Origin of the sequence: Chryseobacterium sediminis, assembly GCF_008386505.1 — a bacterium.
Lineage (GTDB): Bacteria > Bacteroidota > Bacteroidia > Flavobacteriales > Weeksellaceae > Chryseobacterium > Chryseobacterium sediminis.
In genome coordinates this window covers 750679-769736 of sequence record NZ_VUNZ01000001.1, presented here as the reverse complement: position 1 = coordinate 769736, position 19058 = coordinate 750679, and the positions used below count along the sequence as shown (strand labels likewise).

General features: G+C 33.8%; 14 protein-coding genes. 5 read left to right on the top strand and 9 right to left on the bottom strand.

What is annotated here, in order from left to right; genetic code table 11:
- The first annotated feature begins 7 nt into the window (after positions 1 to 7).
- Positions 8 to 811, top strand: a complete 804-nt coding sequence (locus FW780_RS03585; RefSeq protein ID WP_149832239.1) for an SDR family oxidoreductase — start codon at positions 8 to 10, stop codon at positions 809 to 811.
- Positions 812 to 848: 37 nt separating this feature from the next.
- Here the strand turns inward: FW780_RS03585 and FW780_RS03580 are convergent, their stop codons facing one another.
- The 6 genes from FW780_RS03580 to FW780_RS03555 all read right to left on the bottom strand — a co-directional run bounded on the left by FW780_RS03580 (position 849) and on the right by FW780_RS03555 (position 7475).
- Positions 849 to 1658, bottom strand: coding sequence for a phosphatase PAP2 family protein (locus FW780_RS03580; protein WP_149832238.1), 810 nt, complete (start codon positions 1656 to 1658; stop codon positions 849 to 851).
- A gap of 33 nt (positions 1659 to 1691) precedes the next feature.
- Complete coding sequence (locus tag FW780_RS03575) at positions 1692 to 4112, bottom strand: TonB-dependent receptor domain-containing protein (RefSeq protein WP_149832237.1); 2421 nt, start codon at positions 4110 to 4112, stop codon at positions 1692 to 1694.
- Positions 4113 to 4163: 51 nt separating this feature from the next.
- Complete coding sequence (locus FW780_RS03570) at positions 4164 to 4919, bottom strand: COG4705 family protein (protein ID WP_149832236.1); 756 nt, start codon at positions 4917 to 4919, stop codon at positions 4164 to 4166.
- Positions 4920 to 5099: 180 nt separating this feature from the next.
- Positions 5100 to 6386: a sensor histidine kinase gene (locus FW780_RS03565; protein WP_149832235.1), complete on the bottom strand. Its 1287-nt coding sequence runs from the start codon at positions 6384 to 6386 to the stop codon at positions 5100 to 5102.
- Positions 6387 to 6419: 33 nt separating this feature from the next.
- Entirely contained in the window at positions 6420 to 6779 is a 360-nt protein-coding gene (locus FW780_RS03560; protein ID WP_149832234.1) for a four helix bundle protein, read from the bottom strand.
- A gap of 21 nt (positions 6780 to 6800) precedes the next feature.
- Entirely contained in the window at positions 6801 to 7475 is a 675-nt protein-coding gene (locus FW780_RS03555; RefSeq protein WP_149832233.1) for a response regulator transcription factor, read from the bottom strand.
- A 173-nt stretch (positions 7476 to 7648) separates the two neighbouring features.
- Between FW780_RS03555 and FW780_RS03550 the strand changes: the two genes are divergently transcribed.
- Positions 7649 to 9496, top strand: a complete 1848-nt coding sequence (locus FW780_RS03550; protein ID WP_149832232.1) for a chloride channel protein — start codon at positions 7649 to 7651, stop codon at positions 9494 to 9496.
- 134 nt (positions 9497 to 9630) lie between these two features.
- On the opposite strand, the gene FW780_RS03545 is transcribed toward FW780_RS03550, so the two are convergent.
- Both FW780_RS03545 and FW780_RS03540 read right to left on the bottom strand, forming a co-directional pair.
- A complete protein-coding gene (locus tag FW780_RS03545) occupies positions 9631 to 10575 on the bottom strand; it encodes an aldo/keto reductase (protein ID WP_149832231.1) in 945 nt (314 codons plus the stop codon).
- 375 nt (positions 10576 to 10950) lie between these two features.
- A complete protein-coding gene (locus tag FW780_RS03540) occupies positions 10951 to 12759 on the bottom strand; it encodes a hypothetical protein (RefSeq protein ID WP_149832230.1) in 1809 nt (602 codons plus the stop codon).
- 279 nt (positions 12760 to 13038) lie between these two features.
- Between FW780_RS03540 and FW780_RS03535 the strand changes: the two genes are divergently transcribed.
- Genes FW780_RS03535 through FW780_RS03525 form a run of 3 tightly spaced genes read left to right on the top strand, consistent with a single transcriptional unit; the run spans position 13039 to position 17720 of the window.
- Positions 13039 to 14604 (top strand): HD domain-containing protein, encoded by a 1566-nt coding sequence (locus tag FW780_RS03535; RefSeq protein WP_149832229.1) that lies wholly within the window; start codon positions 13039 to 13041, stop codon positions 14602 to 14604.
- Between the two features lie 3 nt (positions 14605 to 14607).
- Positions 14608 to 15831 carry an SIR2 family protein gene (locus FW780_RS03530; RefSeq protein ID WP_149832228.1) on the top strand — a complete coding sequence of 408 codons (1224 nt, stop codon included), beginning with the start codon at positions 14608 to 14610 and terminating at the stop codon, positions 15829 to 15831.
- 2 nt (positions 15832 to 15833) lie between these two features.
- Complete coding sequence (locus FW780_RS03525; RefSeq protein ID WP_149832227.1) at positions 15834 to 17720, top strand: ATP-binding protein; 1887 nt, start codon at positions 15834 to 15836, stop codon at positions 17718 to 17720.
- 185 nt (positions 17721 to 17905) lie between these two features.
- Here FW780_RS03525 and FW780_RS03520 read toward each other — a convergent pair whose 3' ends face one another.
- Positions 17906 to 19057, bottom strand: a complete 1152-nt coding sequence (locus FW780_RS03520) for an efflux RND transporter periplasmic adaptor subunit (protein WP_149832226.1) — start codon at positions 19055 to 19057, stop codon at positions 17906 to 17908.
- Between the last annotated feature and the right edge of the window lies 1 nt (position 19058).

The following is a 19058-nucleotide window of genomic DNA, read 5'->3' as shown; positions in this document are numbered from 1 at the left end:
TACAAGTATGAGCAGTTATTTTGATCATAAGGTAATTTGGGTTACCGGAGCATCATCAGGTATTGGGGAAGCTTTGGTAAAAAATCTGGCAAAGAACAGCAATGCTAAAATCATCCTTTCATCCAGAAATGAAGAGCAACTGCATTTAGTGGCTGAAAAAGCCGGCTTGAGTACAGATCGGTATGCGGTGATTCCTTTAGACCTGAAAAATTATAAAGAAATGCCTGCCATTGCAGAGAAAGCAGCAGAACAGTTTGGGAAGATTGATATTCTGATCAACAATGCCGGACTGTCTCAACGTTCTTTAGCAATGGACACAGATATTGAAGTGGATAAGCAACTTATAGATATTGATTATATCGGAACGGTGGCCCTTACTAAAGCAACGGTGCCTTATATGATCAGAAATAAAGGAGGACAGATTGCTGTTGTATCGAGCCTTATGGGAATATTCGGTGCGCCTATGCGAAGTGGATATGCCGGAGCAAAACATGCTTTACATGGTTTTTTCGATGCTTTGCGGGCAGAATTATTCAGCCATAATATCAGGATTACGATCATTTGTCCGGGTTTTATACAGACCGATATTTCTATTAATGCGGTCACCGGAGACGGATCGTCACAAGGGACAATGGACGATGCCACGAAAAACGGAATGCCTGCAGCTGTTTTTGCGGAAAAAATGCTCTATGCCATTGAAAAACAGAAAAAACAAAAAGCCATAGGCGGTAAAGAAGTAATGGCAGTTTACCTGAAGAGATTCTTTCCCAATCTATTGGCAAAAATAGTCCGTAAAGCGAAAGTGGTATAAATAAAAGCACCATTCAATAGTGAATCGTGCTTTTACACTAAAAAGTTTTTACCAACCCTATTCCTACAATTTTATTCTGATAAAAAGGCATCACCATAGTAGATGACAGCGAATTTTTAACTTTATTTTTTCCGCGTAATAAATTATCAATTTTTGGAAAAAGCCAGTAAGCTAATTCTGTAGAAAGAATTCCAAAACCGGCTCCTGCCACAACGTCACCCAGCCAGTGCTTATCATTCAGCATTCTATATACTCCAGTGAAAATAGCGAACGGATATCCAGAAATACTGAGCCAGAAATTGCTGTCTTTGTATTCCCTGAACATAAACTGTGCTGAAGAAAAAGCTGTTGCAGCATGCCCTGAAGGAAAAGACAAAGTATTGGATCTGTCTGGTCTTTCTTCTTTTACAAGATACTTTAAAGGCATTGTAAAGGCTGCCGCAATCAATTGTGAAGATGCATAAATGATAGTACGGTCTCTCAGATTATGTTTCCCTTTTATTCCTGCTGCATTCAGCCCATATACTATAACTGCCGGGGCATATTGGGTATAATTATCCAGTTTTATTTGCGTAGGCTGGTGTTCGTTGATTTCAACTTTTGTGGAGATATTAAGCTGCTTAAGATTATTCATTGTCAAACCTGCTACTCCATAGGCAATGAATGCTGTAGGAATAATCAGGCTTTTATAATTCAGTTTGTTTTTTTGAATTTCCTGAGTGATACTACTATCTTGTACAGGTTTCTGAACTTCAATGGTGTCATTCGTATTCTGAGCATTGACTCTGTTCAAAGCTGAACTCAAAATCAAGATATACATCAGTGTTTTTTGAACATGTTTTTTCATCCTAAATCACATTTATAATTATTCAATTCTGTATTAAAATTTATAGCTGTACCCTAGTCGGATCACCTGGGTCTCATAATAATCATTGCTGGTATAAGCGAATCCGCTGCCTTGAACTGATTTTCTGATTACCATTGTATTGAGTAAATCTGAGGCATTTAAAAACAATTCCCCCTTCCCTTTCTGAATGGCTTTTTTCACTCCTGCATCCATTGAGAACCTTGATTTTATTCTTCCCTGCGGAATAATATCCGGCGCCAGATAAACCAGTGTAAACTGCATATCCAATCCCTTTGAAAAATGAAAAACGTTATTCATCTTGACATTCCCTGAAATGGCAGTCTGCTGGTCTGCCGAGAAAGTATTGGGTTCCGGATACAGATTTTGTACGGTAAATGCATTGATCTGATTACGGTACAGATTTCCGTTAACATTAAATGAATATACATCCGATATCTTTTGATTCCATATTGTTTCCAAACCTGTATTATAGCTTTTTCCGGCATTCTGGAATATGGCATAAATAAGAGTGCTGTTCGGGACAATACTTGAAATTCTTGTGATAGTTCCGGCAGCGAAACGATGGTATAATGCAGAATATAGGTATCCGTTACCCCAATTGTGTTTATATCCCAATTCAATAGAATTTGTAAACTGTGGCCTCAGTGCCGGATTTCCTACCTTAATGATCTCTGCATCATCATATTTTGGAAAAATCCGGATATCAACCTCATTAGGACGGTCTACCCTTCTGTTATAAAATACGGAGAGCTTATTACGGTCATCAAGTTTATAAGCAAGTCTGAAATTTGGGAATGGCTGTGTATAATTGTATCCATCACTTTTATATGTTGGATGGTTAGGATTTACATCATATTGAATTTTTACATATTCCAGTCTGAGACCCAATTCTGCTTCCCATTTTTCATTTTCAAAAACGTAATTTCCGTACACCGCAGGAATAAATTCTTTATAATCGGCTTTTCCTCCAGCAGAAGCATCCAGCACAGAGTTGACACCGGGAATAAAATTCATATTGGTAGGAATACTTCTGTTTCTCAATTTAATTCCGGTTTCTATTCGTCCGTATTTTAAAGGCTTTACATAATCTACGTTGAAATCATACACCTGTTCATCAGATAATAATTTGAAAGCATCAGTTCCTGTGGAAGAAGGAAGCGTATTATCATAGAAATATTTTTCATCCTCCCTGTGGAAAGTATAATTGAACCCTACATTCAACACATGTCCGGCATCTTTGAATTTATGCTGATATGAAGCGGTACCCATCACAGTTGTTTTCAGTTCATCTTCCAAAAACTGCCACAGACGAAGACGCTGGGACATATCACCATTGAAAAACGGCTGGTCTCCTCTGTCGATAATTTTTTCGCTTCCATACATCCCTGAAATGGTTACTGTATTTTGCGGATCAATATTCCAGTCTATTCCTGCTTTAGTAGTAAAGAAATTTGTATTTCTGTTTCTTTTCAGCTGAGAATTAATAACGGTTCCATTATCATAAGTACGGGTTACAAATTCATTTTTATTAAGTGTTTCAGTATATAAATTATCGGCCTGCAAAAATATATTTACCTTATTTTTTCTGTAATTGAGAGACAGTGAGGGGTTTATTTTAGGCGTTAATGTATACTGCGGTCTTATTGTGGGAAGATTTTCTTTTCTTACCCAAAGTGAACCTAATCCCGTTGTAAAACCTGCTTTTCCGTTCCATCCGTTCTGTTTGTTTTTTTTCATGATAATATTGATGATTCCCGCATTTCCGTTAGCATCATATTTTGATGAAGGATTGTTGATGATTTCAATTTTATCAATAGCAGAAGCCGGAATATTATCCAGTCCTGTCTGGCTTCCAAACCCTGTGAGAGCAGTCTGTTTACCGTCAATAAGCACCGTTACTTTATCATTCCCTCTTAGCTGCACTTTACCATCCTGTACAGTAATTCCGGGAAGGTTCTGCATGCTTTGTAATACTGATCCGCCACTTTGGCTGATATTGTCTGCTACGGAATATGTTTTTTTATCAAGTCGACTGTCAATCTCATTCTTTTTAGATGCTGTAATAGTGATGGCTTCTATTTTAGTTTCATTTTCCTGTTTCTGAGTAAGTTCAATAGCGGGGATTTCCAGAAACTCTGAGAGACTTCCTATGAAAACTGGCTGTGTGTACGTATCGTAACCGGTGATGAAGGTTTCCAGAAGATAGTGATCGGGTTTTATACCTGTAATAGAAAATCGTCCTTCCTCGTTGGTAATAGTTCCGGCTGTAAAAGTGCTGTCTTTTTCCTTTTTTAAAATAATATGGGCGTAAGGTATTGCTGTTTTATCTTTGTTGATGATTCTTCCTGAAGCCGTCACAGAAGCTGTCTGCGCCGAAACAAGAGAAGAGAGTACCATACATGCTGGGAAAAATAACAAGGCTGTTTTATTCATTCTGCTAGTCTTTATTTTCTTTAAAAAGTTTGTTATAAGGAGAAATAGTAATTATTCGTTTTGAAAGGGTAATTCCCTCCTGTGTTTTCTTTGTGAAATAATGATCATCAAAACCATCAGTGAAAGAGATATCAGGGAAGCATTGAGAGTTCCAAGATCCAGGCCTCCTTTAGCTAAAGGCTTTGTCAAAAGATCTCCGAAGGTAGCACCAAACGGTCTGGTAAATACAAAAGCAATCCAGAAAAGAGCAACATGATTGATTTTCGTAAAATAATGAAGTGCCACTACTACTAATATGATCAGCCCTGTAATCAAAGCTCCGGTCATATATCCGAGTCCTAGATTATCACTCAGAAAATCCCCAAAAGCAGTTCCCAAACTATTAGAAAATAAGATGGCCGTCCAGTAATAGAATTCTTTATTTCTTTCAAAAATCGGATAAACTTCGAGGTTTCCATATTTTCTGTACCAAAAAAACAGAGAAGTTAAAAGGCCTAAAAGCAATATCATACTTCCTGCCAGATATCCTGCTTTTAAAGTACGGTCGATGAAATCCGAGATTTCCGTTCCTAAAGTTGTTGTTCCGATAATCACGATCCAGTAGACTGCCGGAATATATTTTTTTACACGAAGCTGTACTGATAATATGAGGATGAAAAACACCAGAGTAACCAAAATTCCCACAACATATCCCAGATTAAGGGTCATAGAAATAAAATCTCCCAAGGTTTCCCCCAATGTAGTGGCTACAATTTTCATAAGCCAGAAAAGAAGTGTAACGGCTGCTACTTTGTTTGCTGCTCTCATTTTGCTTTGTTTTAGATGCCACAAATGGCATTGATTTAGAAAACCAGATAGTTGCTGTGAATGACAACTTGTTTTCTCAGTCATTTACAAATAAAATATCTGCCTCAGTATGTTTTCAATACAAAGGTGCAAACCGATTTAGAAGAAATTTTGAATTGCCGGAGCCGTGATTTTTTTTAACTATAATTTAACAGTGAAAATGTGGTGATTGTTTTCAAACCGATAGCTGATCGTCCAATGATGAAACCTGCAGATTTCCTGGATGATAGAAAGTCCCAGCCCGCTTCCGCTGTTATCTGTTGAAAGTTTTGAAAATCTTTTGAACAAGAAATCCGTATTCAGCTTTTCAGTTCCCGAGTTGGAAACTTCAAAAAAAGAATCTGTCAATTGTATAGAAATAGAACCTCCGGGAGCTGTATGACGGATTGCATTGATGATGAGATTGTTGATCAGTATTTCCGTCAGAATACTGTTTCCACTCACTTGTACATTGCCTGAGATCTCCTCCTGAACAGAAATATTTTTTTGTTCAAAATGTTCTCCTAGGGTATCAATACTTTGTTGAAGCAAATGGTCAAACAAAACAATCTCTGAACTTTCAAACTGGTTATTATCAATTTTAGCAAGCAGCAAGAGGTTTTTATTGATGCGTGAGCTTCTTGTAAGAGCCTTGTTCATATCTTCAGCAATGCTGTACTGCTTTTCAGTAAGATTCTGATCCTGAAGTAAAAGATCAAGTTTATTTTTAATGATGGCCAACGGAGTCTGCAGCTCATGGGAAGCATTTTCTGTAAATTCTTTCTGGGTTTTATAAGTAGAAATATTACGCTCCATCAGTTTATAAAGAGACTGATTAAGTTCTTCAAATTCTGTGGTATCAGAAGCCGGAAATTGTATGGTATTCTGACTGTTGAGATTAAAATTTTTCAGTTGATCCAATGTATCTCTGAACGGTTTCCAGACAGATGAAGAAAGCTTTCTGTTGAGATATAAAAGCCCTAAAACAATAATTACAAAGAAAAATATGGTAATCATTGCAATTATAGCTATTGTTTCATGTGATTCTTCAATATTAGTCTGTATGGTAAAAAGATAGGGTTTGTTTTGCAGATAAACAACCTTTTTCAGACATCTGTACCGTTCCTTTTTTTGTTCCGAAATAAAGGGTAAATGTTTTTCATAAGTATAAACTGTATCCCGTTTTATTTGTTGAGTTGAAATTTTCTCAATATTCGTTTCAGGCTGGATGTGATTCCATAACGAAAGGCTTTTGTCTAATTCCTCTTCGGACAACTTTAACTGGTTGAACTCATAAGCTGTCTTCTCTACGATAATCTGATTGTGCTCATCCAGTTCACTTTTCCAGATTGTGTCTACCACAAAATAATACACAGGAATACTTATCATCAGTACAATAAGTACATAGATAAGAAAGGGTTTGGTGGTTTTGGTTAGTAGAGGTTTCAAGATAATTATGAATTATGAATTATAAATTATGAGTTATGAATTATTTTTTGATGTAATGATGATGCTTCGGATTATCTTTAATATTTCAATAGATTCATTGTGAATACTTTCATATTCATTGGATGATAAATACTCTGTATGATATAAAAGTTCAATCCAATAAATAGATTCATCACATTCTTTTTGAGCAATAGCGAGTTTATGAATAAAATCTGCTTTACTTTCTGCATTCTGTGATTCTCTTATTAAAGCTCCTACTGCTGTTCCGCTTCTTAATAAGTGTTTACTCAGAACATATTCATTCCTGCTGCCTGAGAGATATTTATAAAGATTAATAATCCTTATTGCAAAACTAAAACTTTTATCTTTCAACACATTTTTCTTTTCACTCATAATTCATCATTCATAATTATTCTAGCTTTCCCACTTATACCCCGTTCCATATACCGTTTTCAGATAATGTTCACATCCGGCGTCATACAGTTTTTTCTTAAGGTTTTTTACGTGAGCGTATACAAAATCATGATTATCAAGCATATCTGCGAGGTCTCCGGAAAGATGTTCTGCCAGTGTACTTTTGGAGATGACTTTATTTTTGTTACCGATAAAATAAATTAAGAGGTCAAATTCTTTTTTGGTTAATGAAATCGCTTCATTGTTTACGGCAACTGTTTTAGCCAGCAAATCAATCTGTAATTCATTTTGTTTTACCACATTGGAACTGCTGAACTGCTTTCTCCTGATAATAGAATATACCCTTGCCATAAGCTCAGAGAGATGAAATGGTTTGGTGAGATAATCATCTGCACCCAATTTCAGACCTTCAATTTTATCATCCAGAGCATTTTTGGCAGAGATAATAATAACTCCATCCTGTTTCTGCTGTTTTTTTAATTCTTCAAGTATTTTCAGACCGTTTCCGTCCGGAAGCATAATGTCCAGTAAAATGCAGTCATAATCAAATGTTTCTATTTTGCTCATAGCCTCACTGAATGTACTTGCCGCTTCACAGAGATAATTCTCTCCGGACAGATATTCGGAAATACTTTGAGTAAGAGCTGTTTCATCTTCAACAATTAGGATTTTCATGCCATAAAGCTATTATTAAATTTTGAAGAAATTTTGAATTTTAAATTGGAATATAAATTACAAAAATTGAAATCACAGAACAAGAGTAAATCTTCAAAAGGATGTTTTTTGTGATATATTTCATAAATTTACGGAGCTGTATCAATCTGATGACAGCATAAAATGTTTCTAAGGTGAAAATTCACAACAAAAAAAAGTACCTGAGCTTCCTTAAATTTAAAAGAGATTTCCAAAAATACGGATTAGAAAAAGCACGCAGTTATGAACTTATTCTGCATTGGCTGAACAACAGACTGAGCCGAAACCAGTTTCTGGTTCTTTCCGGAATTCTGGTAGGCTGTACGGCGGGTCTTGCAGGAGTTATTCTGAAAACGCTGGTACACAATATCCACAATTTCATTACCACTAAAGTTCACTTTGAATATCAGATCCTATTCTATATTGTTTTTCCCTTTTTAGGAATTGTTTTGACTACAATGATCGTTCTGACGTTGTTCAAAGGACAGGACCGTAAAGGTATCGGGGCTATTCTTTATGAAATTGCACAGAATTCCAGTATCGTGGCTTCCGTTAAAATGTATTCCCAGGTGATACAAAGTGCTGTTACTGTAGGATTGGGAGGTTCAGCCGGACTGGAAAGTCCTATCGCAGTTACCGGAGCTGCTATTGGTTCAAACTATGCGCAGACTTACAGATTAAGTTACAAAGAGCGTACATTATTACTTGCTGCGGGTGCTACGGCTGGTATTGCATCTGCATTCAATGCACCTATTGCCGGGATTATGTTTGCCTTTGAAATTCTCCTGACGGGAGTGGTTTTTACAGACTTTATTCCACTGGTTGTGGCGGCGGTTTGTGGAAGCCTTTTGTCGAGGATTTTGCTTCAGGAAGATGTTCTTTTTAGGTTTTATACAAGAGAGGCATTTAATTATAAAAATGTTCCTTATTACCTTATTTTAGGGCTTGTAACAGGCTTGTACGCCCGTTATTTTGTGATTATTTCTCAAAAAGTAGAACATTTTATAAAGGGGCTTCAGCTTTCCAGAATGCGTAAAGCAATGTTTGGTGGCGCTGTATTGTCATTATTGTGTGTTCTTTTTCCTCCTTTATTCGGAGAAGGATATGAAACCGTGAAAGCATTTACCAACGGGAATACCCATTCTATTATTGAAAACAGCTTTTTCAGATATTTTGAGATCGGAGACTGGACGATTATTGTATTTTTAATTCTGGTATTGCTTTTAAAGGCATTTGCCACTTCTTTTACCATATTCAGCGGTGGAAACGGAGGTAATTTTGCTCCGTCCCTTTTTGCAGGAGGAACGTTAGGGTACTTATTTGCTTTGGTTTGTCAGCATATAGGTTTTACAGATGTTCCGGTAACCAACCTTGTTCTGGTAGGAATGGCCGGAGCAATGAGCGGCGTACTCTATGCTCCGCTTACTGCAATATTTCTGATTGCTGAATCCAGTTTCGGATATGATCTGTTTATCCCTCTTATGATTGTATCTGTAATGTCTTACCTTATTGCCAAATGGTTCTCTCCTATTTCTCCGGAACTGAAATCTTTGGCAGATGAAGGAAAAATATTGACGAATAAGCATGATAAAAACCTTCTTTTTGCTTTGAGAACGGAAGATTTTATTGATCAGTATTCTCAGACTATTAATGAAAATGCTTCTGTTACTGAGCTGTTTGAAATGGTAAAGAATGGAGACAAGAATATTTTTGCGGTTGTAGATGAAAACAGAAAGCTAAAAGGAATCCTTACTCTGGATGATATAAGACCTTATCTTTTTAACAAAGAAATGGATGCTTCCCAGCTTGTTATTCAGATTATGAAAACTCCACCAGCGATACTTCACCGTGACAATAAACCTCTGGATATTCTTCAGACTTTTGATGATACAGGGGTATGGAATCTTCCGGTAGTGAGTGAGAATAATGATTTTATAGGCTTTATTTCAAAATCCTCGATCCTGATGAGTTACAGACAGCTTTTGAAGGAATATTCTGATTAATTAGTAGCTGAATAATCACAATCGAAAAACTAAAATTCAAAGAATTTTTGACGGGGTGGTTTACATTGTCAAAATAAAAAAATCCGTTCAGCAATGAACGGATTAAATTTTAGTCTATAATGAAAGTTCAAAAATTAGTTGCTTGCGTTATTCAGCAGATCAATATCTTCCTGATCCAGAATAAGTTTTGGTGCATTGAATACCGTTTCAAGCTGTGAGGCACTCGTAGCACTTACAATAGGTGCTGTGATCAGAGGATTAGATAACAGCCATGCCAGAGAAACCGTTCCCTGGGTGGTATTATGTTTTGCACTTACCTGATCCAGTGCTTTTAACACTTCAAGACCTTTAGGATTTAAATACTTTCTTACGCCCTCACCTCTCGCACTTTTTGCAAGATCTGCTTCATCACGGTATTTACCTGTTAAGAAACCAGCTGCCAGAGACCAATACGGGAATACACTTAAATCAAACTGCTCTGCCAAAGGAGCATAATTTGTTTCAAAACCCTCCCTTTCCATCAGGTTATAGTGAGGCTGTAAAGCAACGTATTTAGGAAGATTATTCTTTTCAGCAGCTTCAAAAGATGCTTTCAAACGTTCCGGTGATAAATTGGAGGCCGCAATATAACGAACTTTTCCAGATTTAATGATCTCATCATAAGCCGAAAGCGTTTCTTCTACCGGAGTGATATTATCATCAAAATGAGTATAATATAAATCAATATGATCCGTCTGAAGCCTCTTCAAAGATTCATCTACTGATTGTAAAATATGCTTTTTGCTGATATCATAGCCGTGTTCTTTCGTTTCTGAACCTACTTTGGTTGCCAAAACGATATCATTACGGTTAGCACGGCTTTTCATCCACTTTCCAATAATCTCTTCAGACTGTCCGCCTTTCCCGTTTACCCACCATGAATAGGTATCCGCAGTATCTACAAAATTGAATCCTGCTTCTGTAAAGCGGTCCAATATATCAAAAGACTGTTTTTCATCCAGCGTCCATCCAAAAACATTACCTCCGAAATTGATTGGCGCAATCGTTAAATCGGTGTTTTTAATCTTTCTTTTTTCCATAAAAATAATTTTACTAAGTGACCTCTAAGGTAAGGAATATTAAACCTGATGAATATTCAAAATAGCCATTCCCGTTATAGTTATTATAAATGGAAATGCTGATGTTTACACAGTTTTTTTGACTAATATTTTTTTTTGGGAAAACGCTAAGGCGCAAGGATTTTATCTCCGATAAAATTGTGTACTGCAAAAATTAGACATACGTTTGCTGAAAATCTAATATTGAGCGAAGTCGAAATGTTCTAGCGCCTTAAATTATATAGTAATATTATAAATCTTAGCGCCTTAGCGTTTTTCCAACAGAATTGCTCAAAAAAACAAAAACAGCCTCCGCGTTGAAAGCTGTTTTTATTATCTATCAATTAAAAAATACGGTTATTTTTCAACCTGCGGAACTTCAATAGCAGTAAGCTGAAGTTTATATTCCTGTAATTGTAGGTTGATGGTTGATAATCCGTTGCTGAAGAATGATGATCCTTTAAAAAGATCATGATAATATTCTATTCCTTCAAGTATATTTTTCTTGAAAGCATTCCATTTTTTTGTTTGGGAATGGGTAATCTGTACTGATGATTCTGTAATTTCCTTTCTCAGGTAGTCAACATACATTTTCAGTTCGTTGATAAACATATTCGGGCGTTGGGTATGAGAAAGAATATTGGTGTTTCCATAAATATGTTTTACCATTTCAGAAAGTGAAACTTCTTTATCAAAAAAAGCAATATTGGGTCCGGGACATATGACAACACCTTGCTTTTCTCCTTTGATTTCAAGATTCTGTTCCATATATGCCGCATTCACAAGTCCTACACACAGACAGGCTTTATCGGTAATTTGGGATTTTCTTGTATCAAACTCTTTTTCTGTTAAGGTTTCCTGATCAGCATACAGCTCTTTCAGTTTGATATCCTGATACTTTTTAGAAGCGGTGCAGGTTCCTTCCGGTGAGAATTCTTTGCTTAATGCCAGAAGCTTTTTGGGACAAGAACTTCCATATTTGCCTTTAGCTTCTTTCTCATACTTCAATAGTTCATTAGAAGTTCCTTTTACCGTATTGAAAGGTACTCCCAAAGGCGAAATATGGCTCAGATACAAATCCTGTTCTTTTGATTTTACAAGCAGATTCCTGGTTTCTCTATCTACAGAAGTGGCTTCAGGTACCAGTAAAAACGGAGACCCCCATCCTACACTGTCTACATTGTAATGAGCCAGCAGAAACTCATGTTCTTCAGAAGTTCCCACTCCCCCCTGAACGGTAATTTTCATTTCTAAAGGTTCTGAAACTACAGGTTTCCCTTTTTGTTCCAAAGCAGCTGTCATTAAAGTATGTGCCGACTGTATCAGCTCATTTTTTTTCTGCTTAAATTCTTCCATGATAGGCCCAAGAAGCAGTCCTTCGGTTGCAAAGGCATGGCCTCCGCAGTTCAGTCCGGATTCTATTCGGTATTCTGAAACCCACAATCCTTTTTTAGCCAGAAAATTTCCCTGGATCATTGCAGAACGGAAGTCGCTTACTTTAAGAATGATCTTCTTTTTGATCTTTCCGTTTTCATCCGGGAAAAAGTCTTCAAACTCTTCCATATAGCTGTACAGACGAGGATTCATTCCTGCAGAAAGAACCATTGATGATGACAGTTTACTTTTGGCAAATCCACGCAGTGAAGCATGGGCATCATTGTACATTACCGGAAGCTGTTCGTTGTTCTGATAATTGTCTTTATCTACTTTCGTCATGATATTGACATCAATACTTCCGGGTTTTAGGTTGGATTCTATGAAGTTTTTAATATTGGAACTCCAGTTATCTTTTTGATTAATAAGATTCTGAAGACTTTCTTTAAGATCCGAAGTATTCGGAAGTATGGCCATGAAGTCCTTTAAAGCCTCTTTGTTTTTGCTGATTTCCTGTTTGAAAGATTCAAATTTTTCATTCACAATATCATCCACCATATCCAGATAGGCAGTAACTCTTCTTGCCCTGTAATCATCTGTTTTTGTTGAGATTCCAAAGTAGTCAAGATTAAACTTTTTGTTATAAAAGTTTTTCATCTTTTCAAGGATTTCATCATCAATGATAGAGATCACAGAAGAAATTCCATATTGTGCAACACGGATTGGGCTGTCTATAGTGTAAGCCAGTCCCATTACCGGAATATGGAAATTGTGCAAAGGTTTTTTTGTCATAAATTTTCGATAAAAGTTCTTTTCTTATTCATCTAAAAAATCCTTTCAAAACTATTCACTTCCTAAATGTATTATTTTAAAATGAATTATGCATTAAATAATATTTTATAAAACGAAAAACATGTCAAATGTCATATTTTGAATCAGTTTTGCGGATTTGTTACTGATAATTCAATAATACTATGTTGCCTTATAGCATTTATAAGTAAAGATTCATGCTTTTCTTACGGATAACCGTAAGGTAAAAAAAAACTTATTCACTAAATTTCATAAAAAATAATGAATTTAATTAAGACCGGAAAAATACTAGATCCCATCCACGGATTAATACAAATTACTGAAATTGAGGAGTATATTATTAATCAAAGAATTTTTGGCAGATTAAGAAAAGTAAAACAAAATACATTACTTAACTATGTATTTCCTGGAGCAAATCATAGTAGGTTTGAGCATTCACTTGGGGTAATGCATCTTGCTGAAGTTATTTTTCATAATTCTAATGAGAATGTTAAAATAGCAAGGGTAAAAAGCGAAAGAGATCCTGAGAATAATGATTACATTGAAGCAAAATCTGTATATGATTTTGAAAGAAATAATAAAATTTTACTTGTTCGTCTACAGGAATTAAGATTGGCAGCTCTATTACACGATGTCGGGCATGGTCCAACTTCTCATAAGTTTGATGATTTTACAACAACGGGAGAAGGATTAATGAAAATTTTAAAATCTAACCCTGATTTTTTTGGAAAATATATTGACTTGTTTAAAGTCTATATTGAAAAGAAAGGACTAGATAAAAATATTAATCATGAATTAGTATCATGCGTTTTTATTATTAGTCTGATCAAAACATTAAAACTATATAAAAGCTTAACAAAAGAATCAATATTAATTGTAGAAGAAATAAGCATCGACAATATCTTAAAAATGATTGAACCTGATTTTCTACCAGATTATGAGATCATGATTGGTGATGGTAATTTTTCAGATTATTTTAATTCTATTATCGCAAGTTTTCCCTTTGATGCTGATAGGATGGACTATTTATATAGAGATAGTTTTTATTCAGGAGTAAAATATGGCTTTTTTGATCAAAGCAGAATATTGACATCTCTGTTACCAATCAACGCAAAAGATCGATATACATTAGGTATAAAGATGAGCGGCTTAGATTCTGTTATAAGGTTTATACAATCCAGAAATCATCTATACAATCAGGTTTACTTTCATAAAACTAATTCTGCTACGAATTCAATGCTTGATTTTATATTTGGTGATTTAAACATAAACGTGTTGGAGGACATACAAGAATTTGTTGATTATGAAAATTTCTATTGTGAAAATAGTGATGAATACTTTTTTAACGTTACTCTAAGAAATATTTTACAAGAAAACCATTGCACTAATTGTGAAAATGTTTTAAACGATTTATTGAATAGGAAGTTATGGAAACGATGTTATGAAAAGAGAGAAAACGTTGCTGATTTTCTAAAATTTGATACAAAGAAATTCGATGAATCTAAATTAAAAATTATTAAATCTGAACTAAATAGTGAGGGTATATTTATACAAGAAAACTACTGTAGCAATATTGGTTTAAAAGGGTTTTACAATAGCAAAAGGGAAATTAAAACTAAATCAGTGGTAATTGATAAAAAAGGAAAATTAATTACACAAAACTGGGATAGTATTACTGATGAGATGAAATTTTTAAATCAAACGAATACTTTTATTAAAAGGATTTACGTAAATAGAAAAGGTAAAATGGAAAATGAGTTATCTGAAATTGAAGAAGTCGTAAGGGGGAAATTTATCGAACACGGATTAATTGATATTGAAAATTAATTTATGGAAAATGAGAAAATTTTAAAGATTATAGAGAGTAGCCATTTCAATTTTTTGATAGGTTCAGGAGCTTCTAGAAATTATCTTGAAACACTTGGAAATATAGAAGATTTACTTACCTCATTGGATCGAGATTTCCAAAATAACAGGAATAAATATTGGTTTAAGGTTTTAGATACCTCAATTAAATATTGGTATTTTGATAAATGTATTAGAGGAAATTTAAAATTGATAGATGATAAATTTACTTTAAGTGAAGACAAACAGAATGATTTTATTGCAACAAATGAAATTTATATAACATTATTGCAGACTCTTAATATTTTACTTTTAAAAAGAAGAAATAAACTATTGCCAAAAGAAGTAAATATATTTACAACTAATATGGATATTTTTCTTGATATAAATCTAGATAAATTAGGATTAGAGTTTAATGATGGATTTAATGGAAAGTTTAATAAGAGTTTCAATACAGCCAACTACCAAAAGTCATTTTACAAAAATAGCTCACAATATAGTATTAGATCGGAACTTCCAGTATTTAATTTGTTTAAACTTCACGGTTCTGTAACTTGGGATAAAAGCAATGATACGAAAATTAAGTATGACCCAAATTTAATTGCTTTGAATGATTTAAATGAGATTTGCTTTCCTGAGCAACTTTTAATTTCTTTAATAAAAGAAATGGATGTTGATGGCAAAACTGAAATTATATTAAAAGATTATAATGAACTAAAGAAAGAAGCGGAAAAAAAAATCGATATTGAAGAGACTCATGAAAATTTGGATAAATTTTATACAATTTATGATAAATTAGTAATGATAAATCCTACAAAAGAAAAATTTGAAAATACTACATTACGATTGGAATATTATGAGCAAATCAGAATGTTTTCTAATATTCTAGAAAGGGAAAATTCAGTTTTATTTGTAGCAGGATTTTCATTTGCTGACGAACATATCAGGCAAATAACATATAGGGCATTAAATTCAAATCCTACTTTACTTATTATAGTTTTTAATTATAGTGAAGGTAGTAAAAAGCAAATAGATGGATTTTTTCCGAATCTAAAATATAAAAATTTATACACTGATTTTGTCGGATTTGATTTTAAAAAGATTGCTAATGAGATATTTTTATCTATTGCTGAACATATTGGTGAAAGTAGTAAAAATGAAAAACCTATAATAATTCAGAATATAATCAATACTGAAAAAACTGAATAAGAATGGAGAACGAAATTACGAATAACAATTTTACTGCTGAGTCAGTTTTAAAAATAGGTTCTGTTAGTGAAATAAAAGGGAAAAATATACTTATAAGAGTCAATAAAAATAAGAATGCTCCTCATTTACTTTTCAAAGGTAGAATTATTAAAAATGTATCTGTAGGATCATATGTAAAAATTGCAAAAGGGTTCAATGAAATTATTGGTAAGATTGAGGGAGAATTTATTTCAGAAGATAAAGATCTTGAAAATAATAATTACATTGATCAAAGAAACAAAATTAAACGTTTTTTAAGTGTGATTCTAGTTGGTTTTATTGAAAACAATGTTTTCCGTCAAGGCTTGAAAGAATTACCTTTAATTGACAATGACTGTTTTTTGCTTGATGATAAAGAATTTAATTGTATACATAGTTTTGCGAAAGAAGATGATGATAAAATTAGACTGGGCTATTTGTTAAATGAAACCAATACTAATATTGAAATAGGTGTTGACAAACTATTTGCAAGCCATATTGGTATTTTTGGGAATACAGGAAGTGGCAAGTCGTATACATTATCTAAAATATATTTTGAATTATTTAAAAAGTATAAAGACTCTAAAAAATTTATAGATAATGCGAAATTTATACTAATTGATTTTAATGGAGAATATGCGATTAACAATGATAGTGATAATATTATTCTTGAAAAAGAACTTAAAAATAGATTTTTCTTATCAACTTCAAAAACAGATGGTGACCGTTTTCCCATACCTGAATCCGAGATTAATGATTTAACATTTTGGTCTATATTACTAAAGGCAACCGATCAAACTCAAAAGCCATTCCTCAATAGTTCTTTATTCAAAAAAACCTTAGTTGATAATACAAGGACAGAATTGGGAATTAAAGCATTAATATATAATGTAATTGCAACTATTCTAACCCAGGGATCAAAATCTTTGGATAAAGATTTTCATATATATTTTATTGATGAGCTTTTTAGACTTAATAGCATTACGGGTTTATTTCCAAATATTCTTGATATAAGAAATAGGTTGAAAAGCGGTCTAAAGATAGATTTTGGAAATTATATATTAGAAAACATATCAAATAAAGATAATCCTACAGAATTTATTCAACGTCTTAAAGATATTATAACATTAATCCAAATTGACTTTACGAAATTAACTGCTTTTGTAAAAATAAGATTACAAATCATAATAAACTATTTTGACGTTATAACGAAAGGTTATTATTCTAAAGAGCACATCGGACCACTTTATAATAGATTAGAATCAAAGTTTAGCGAGATTACAAAAGTATTTGCTGTGATAAATGATGACAAAATAATAACAAATAAAAAGCCATTAATTGTTATTAATCTGAATGATGTTAATGTGGAAATGAAAAAAATTATTCCTTTAGTCATTTGTAAGTATTATTATGAATATTACAAAAGAAATAATTTAACAAGGGAAAAGTATCTAAATATTATTGTTGATGAAGCTCATAATATTCTTTCTAGAAATTCAATTCGTGAAAGTGAAACATGGAAAGATTATAGACTTGAAACTTTTGAGGAAATAATAAAAGAAGGAAGAAAGTTTGGAGTATTTCTAACTATTGCAAGTCAAAGACCCTATGATATTTCGGATACAATAATATCGCAATTGCATAATTATTTACTTCATCGTTTAATCAATAATAAAGACATTGAAGCAATTGGAAGAACAGTATCTTATCTAGACAAAATATCATTTGACAGTCTTTCTATTTTGCCACAAGGTGGATGTATTCTTGCTGGCTTATCTGCGGATCTTCCCGTAGTTATAAAAATAGATAAAATTCCTGATGAGCATAAGCCACACAATGAAACGATAGTTTTAACAAGTAAATGGAGATGATGTTCTACAATTATATTTCAAAAAAGTATTAGATAATTTCTGAAAAGAATTTTGCATAGTTACTAAAACTGATTCAATCTTAAAGAATTTTTTCAGAAAGCAAAATGTACAGTGTGAAGCTTCTAAAAAATTAAAAGATCAGCCGGAGGACTGGTCTTTTAATTGTATGATATGTATTTAAAAGCTTATTCTGCTTTGTTTTTAAGCATCATCAGAAGACTGTAAGCTCCTTTCTGCACAATTTTCTTACCCTTTAAAACATCTGCTTTTAGAATCTCTGTAAACTGATCATCAGAAATTCCTGTCACAACCGGAATCATTTTATAATTCGATTTTCCGAGGTCTTCAAAAACATAATTTTTATTTTCAAAAGAAACTACTGCTTCGTTGGGAAGCCCCTGTGTGTACCGGCTGCTGATATTGACTTCAGCATTGATATACATTCCTTTTACAAATTCAGAATTTGAAGAAGACAACTTAGCAATTGCAGTTGCAGATCCCCCGTTTTCAATACTTGGAACTATACTGACAATTCTGGCGTTGGATTTTACATCCGGATTCTGATTGTTGTATACTACAATTTCCTGACCCGCTTTCACATCATTTACATCATTTTCAAAAACTTTTAATTCCAAAAGTAATCCGGACGGGTTAATCAGTTCAAATAAGGTATCCGCCGGATTGATGTATTGCCCGTTGTTCACCAGAATTTTGCTTACAAAACCGGCAAACGGAGCGTAAATATTGATCTTACTTCTGATATTCCCGGTATGTAAACCTTTGGCATTGATTCCTATGATTCTCAGCTTTTCTTCAAGGCCTCTTAAAGTAGCATTCAGGGTAGCATAATCTGCCTGAGCGGTCTGCATCGTCTTATCACTGCTGGCTTTACTTGTATTAAGATCTTTTTGGCGGTTAAAGTTCAGTCTTGCGGCTTCCAGTTGTGCTTTTGTCACCAAATAATCCTGCTGAAGCTGTATAAACTGTGGATCTTCTACAACTGCAAGAACCTGCCCTTTATTGAAATGGCTTCCATTAATTACGTTAATTGACTTGATATGTCCGCCCATGATACTGGAAACCGAACTGATATGAGAAGGTGCAATTTCTGCTTTTCCGTTCAGCCTTACCAGCTTTTCCATATTTCTGTTCTGAATGGATGTAATGGTAATTCCTATAGACTGAATCTGTTTTTCCGTAAGATGAACCGAATTTTCATTGTTTTTGGTAAATTTTGTGTTTTCGTAAACCGTTTTTTCTTCCTCTTTTTTTCCTGAACATGAAGATAAAGTAAGGATTAAAGCAAGGCTGTATATTGATATATTCTTGAAATGCATG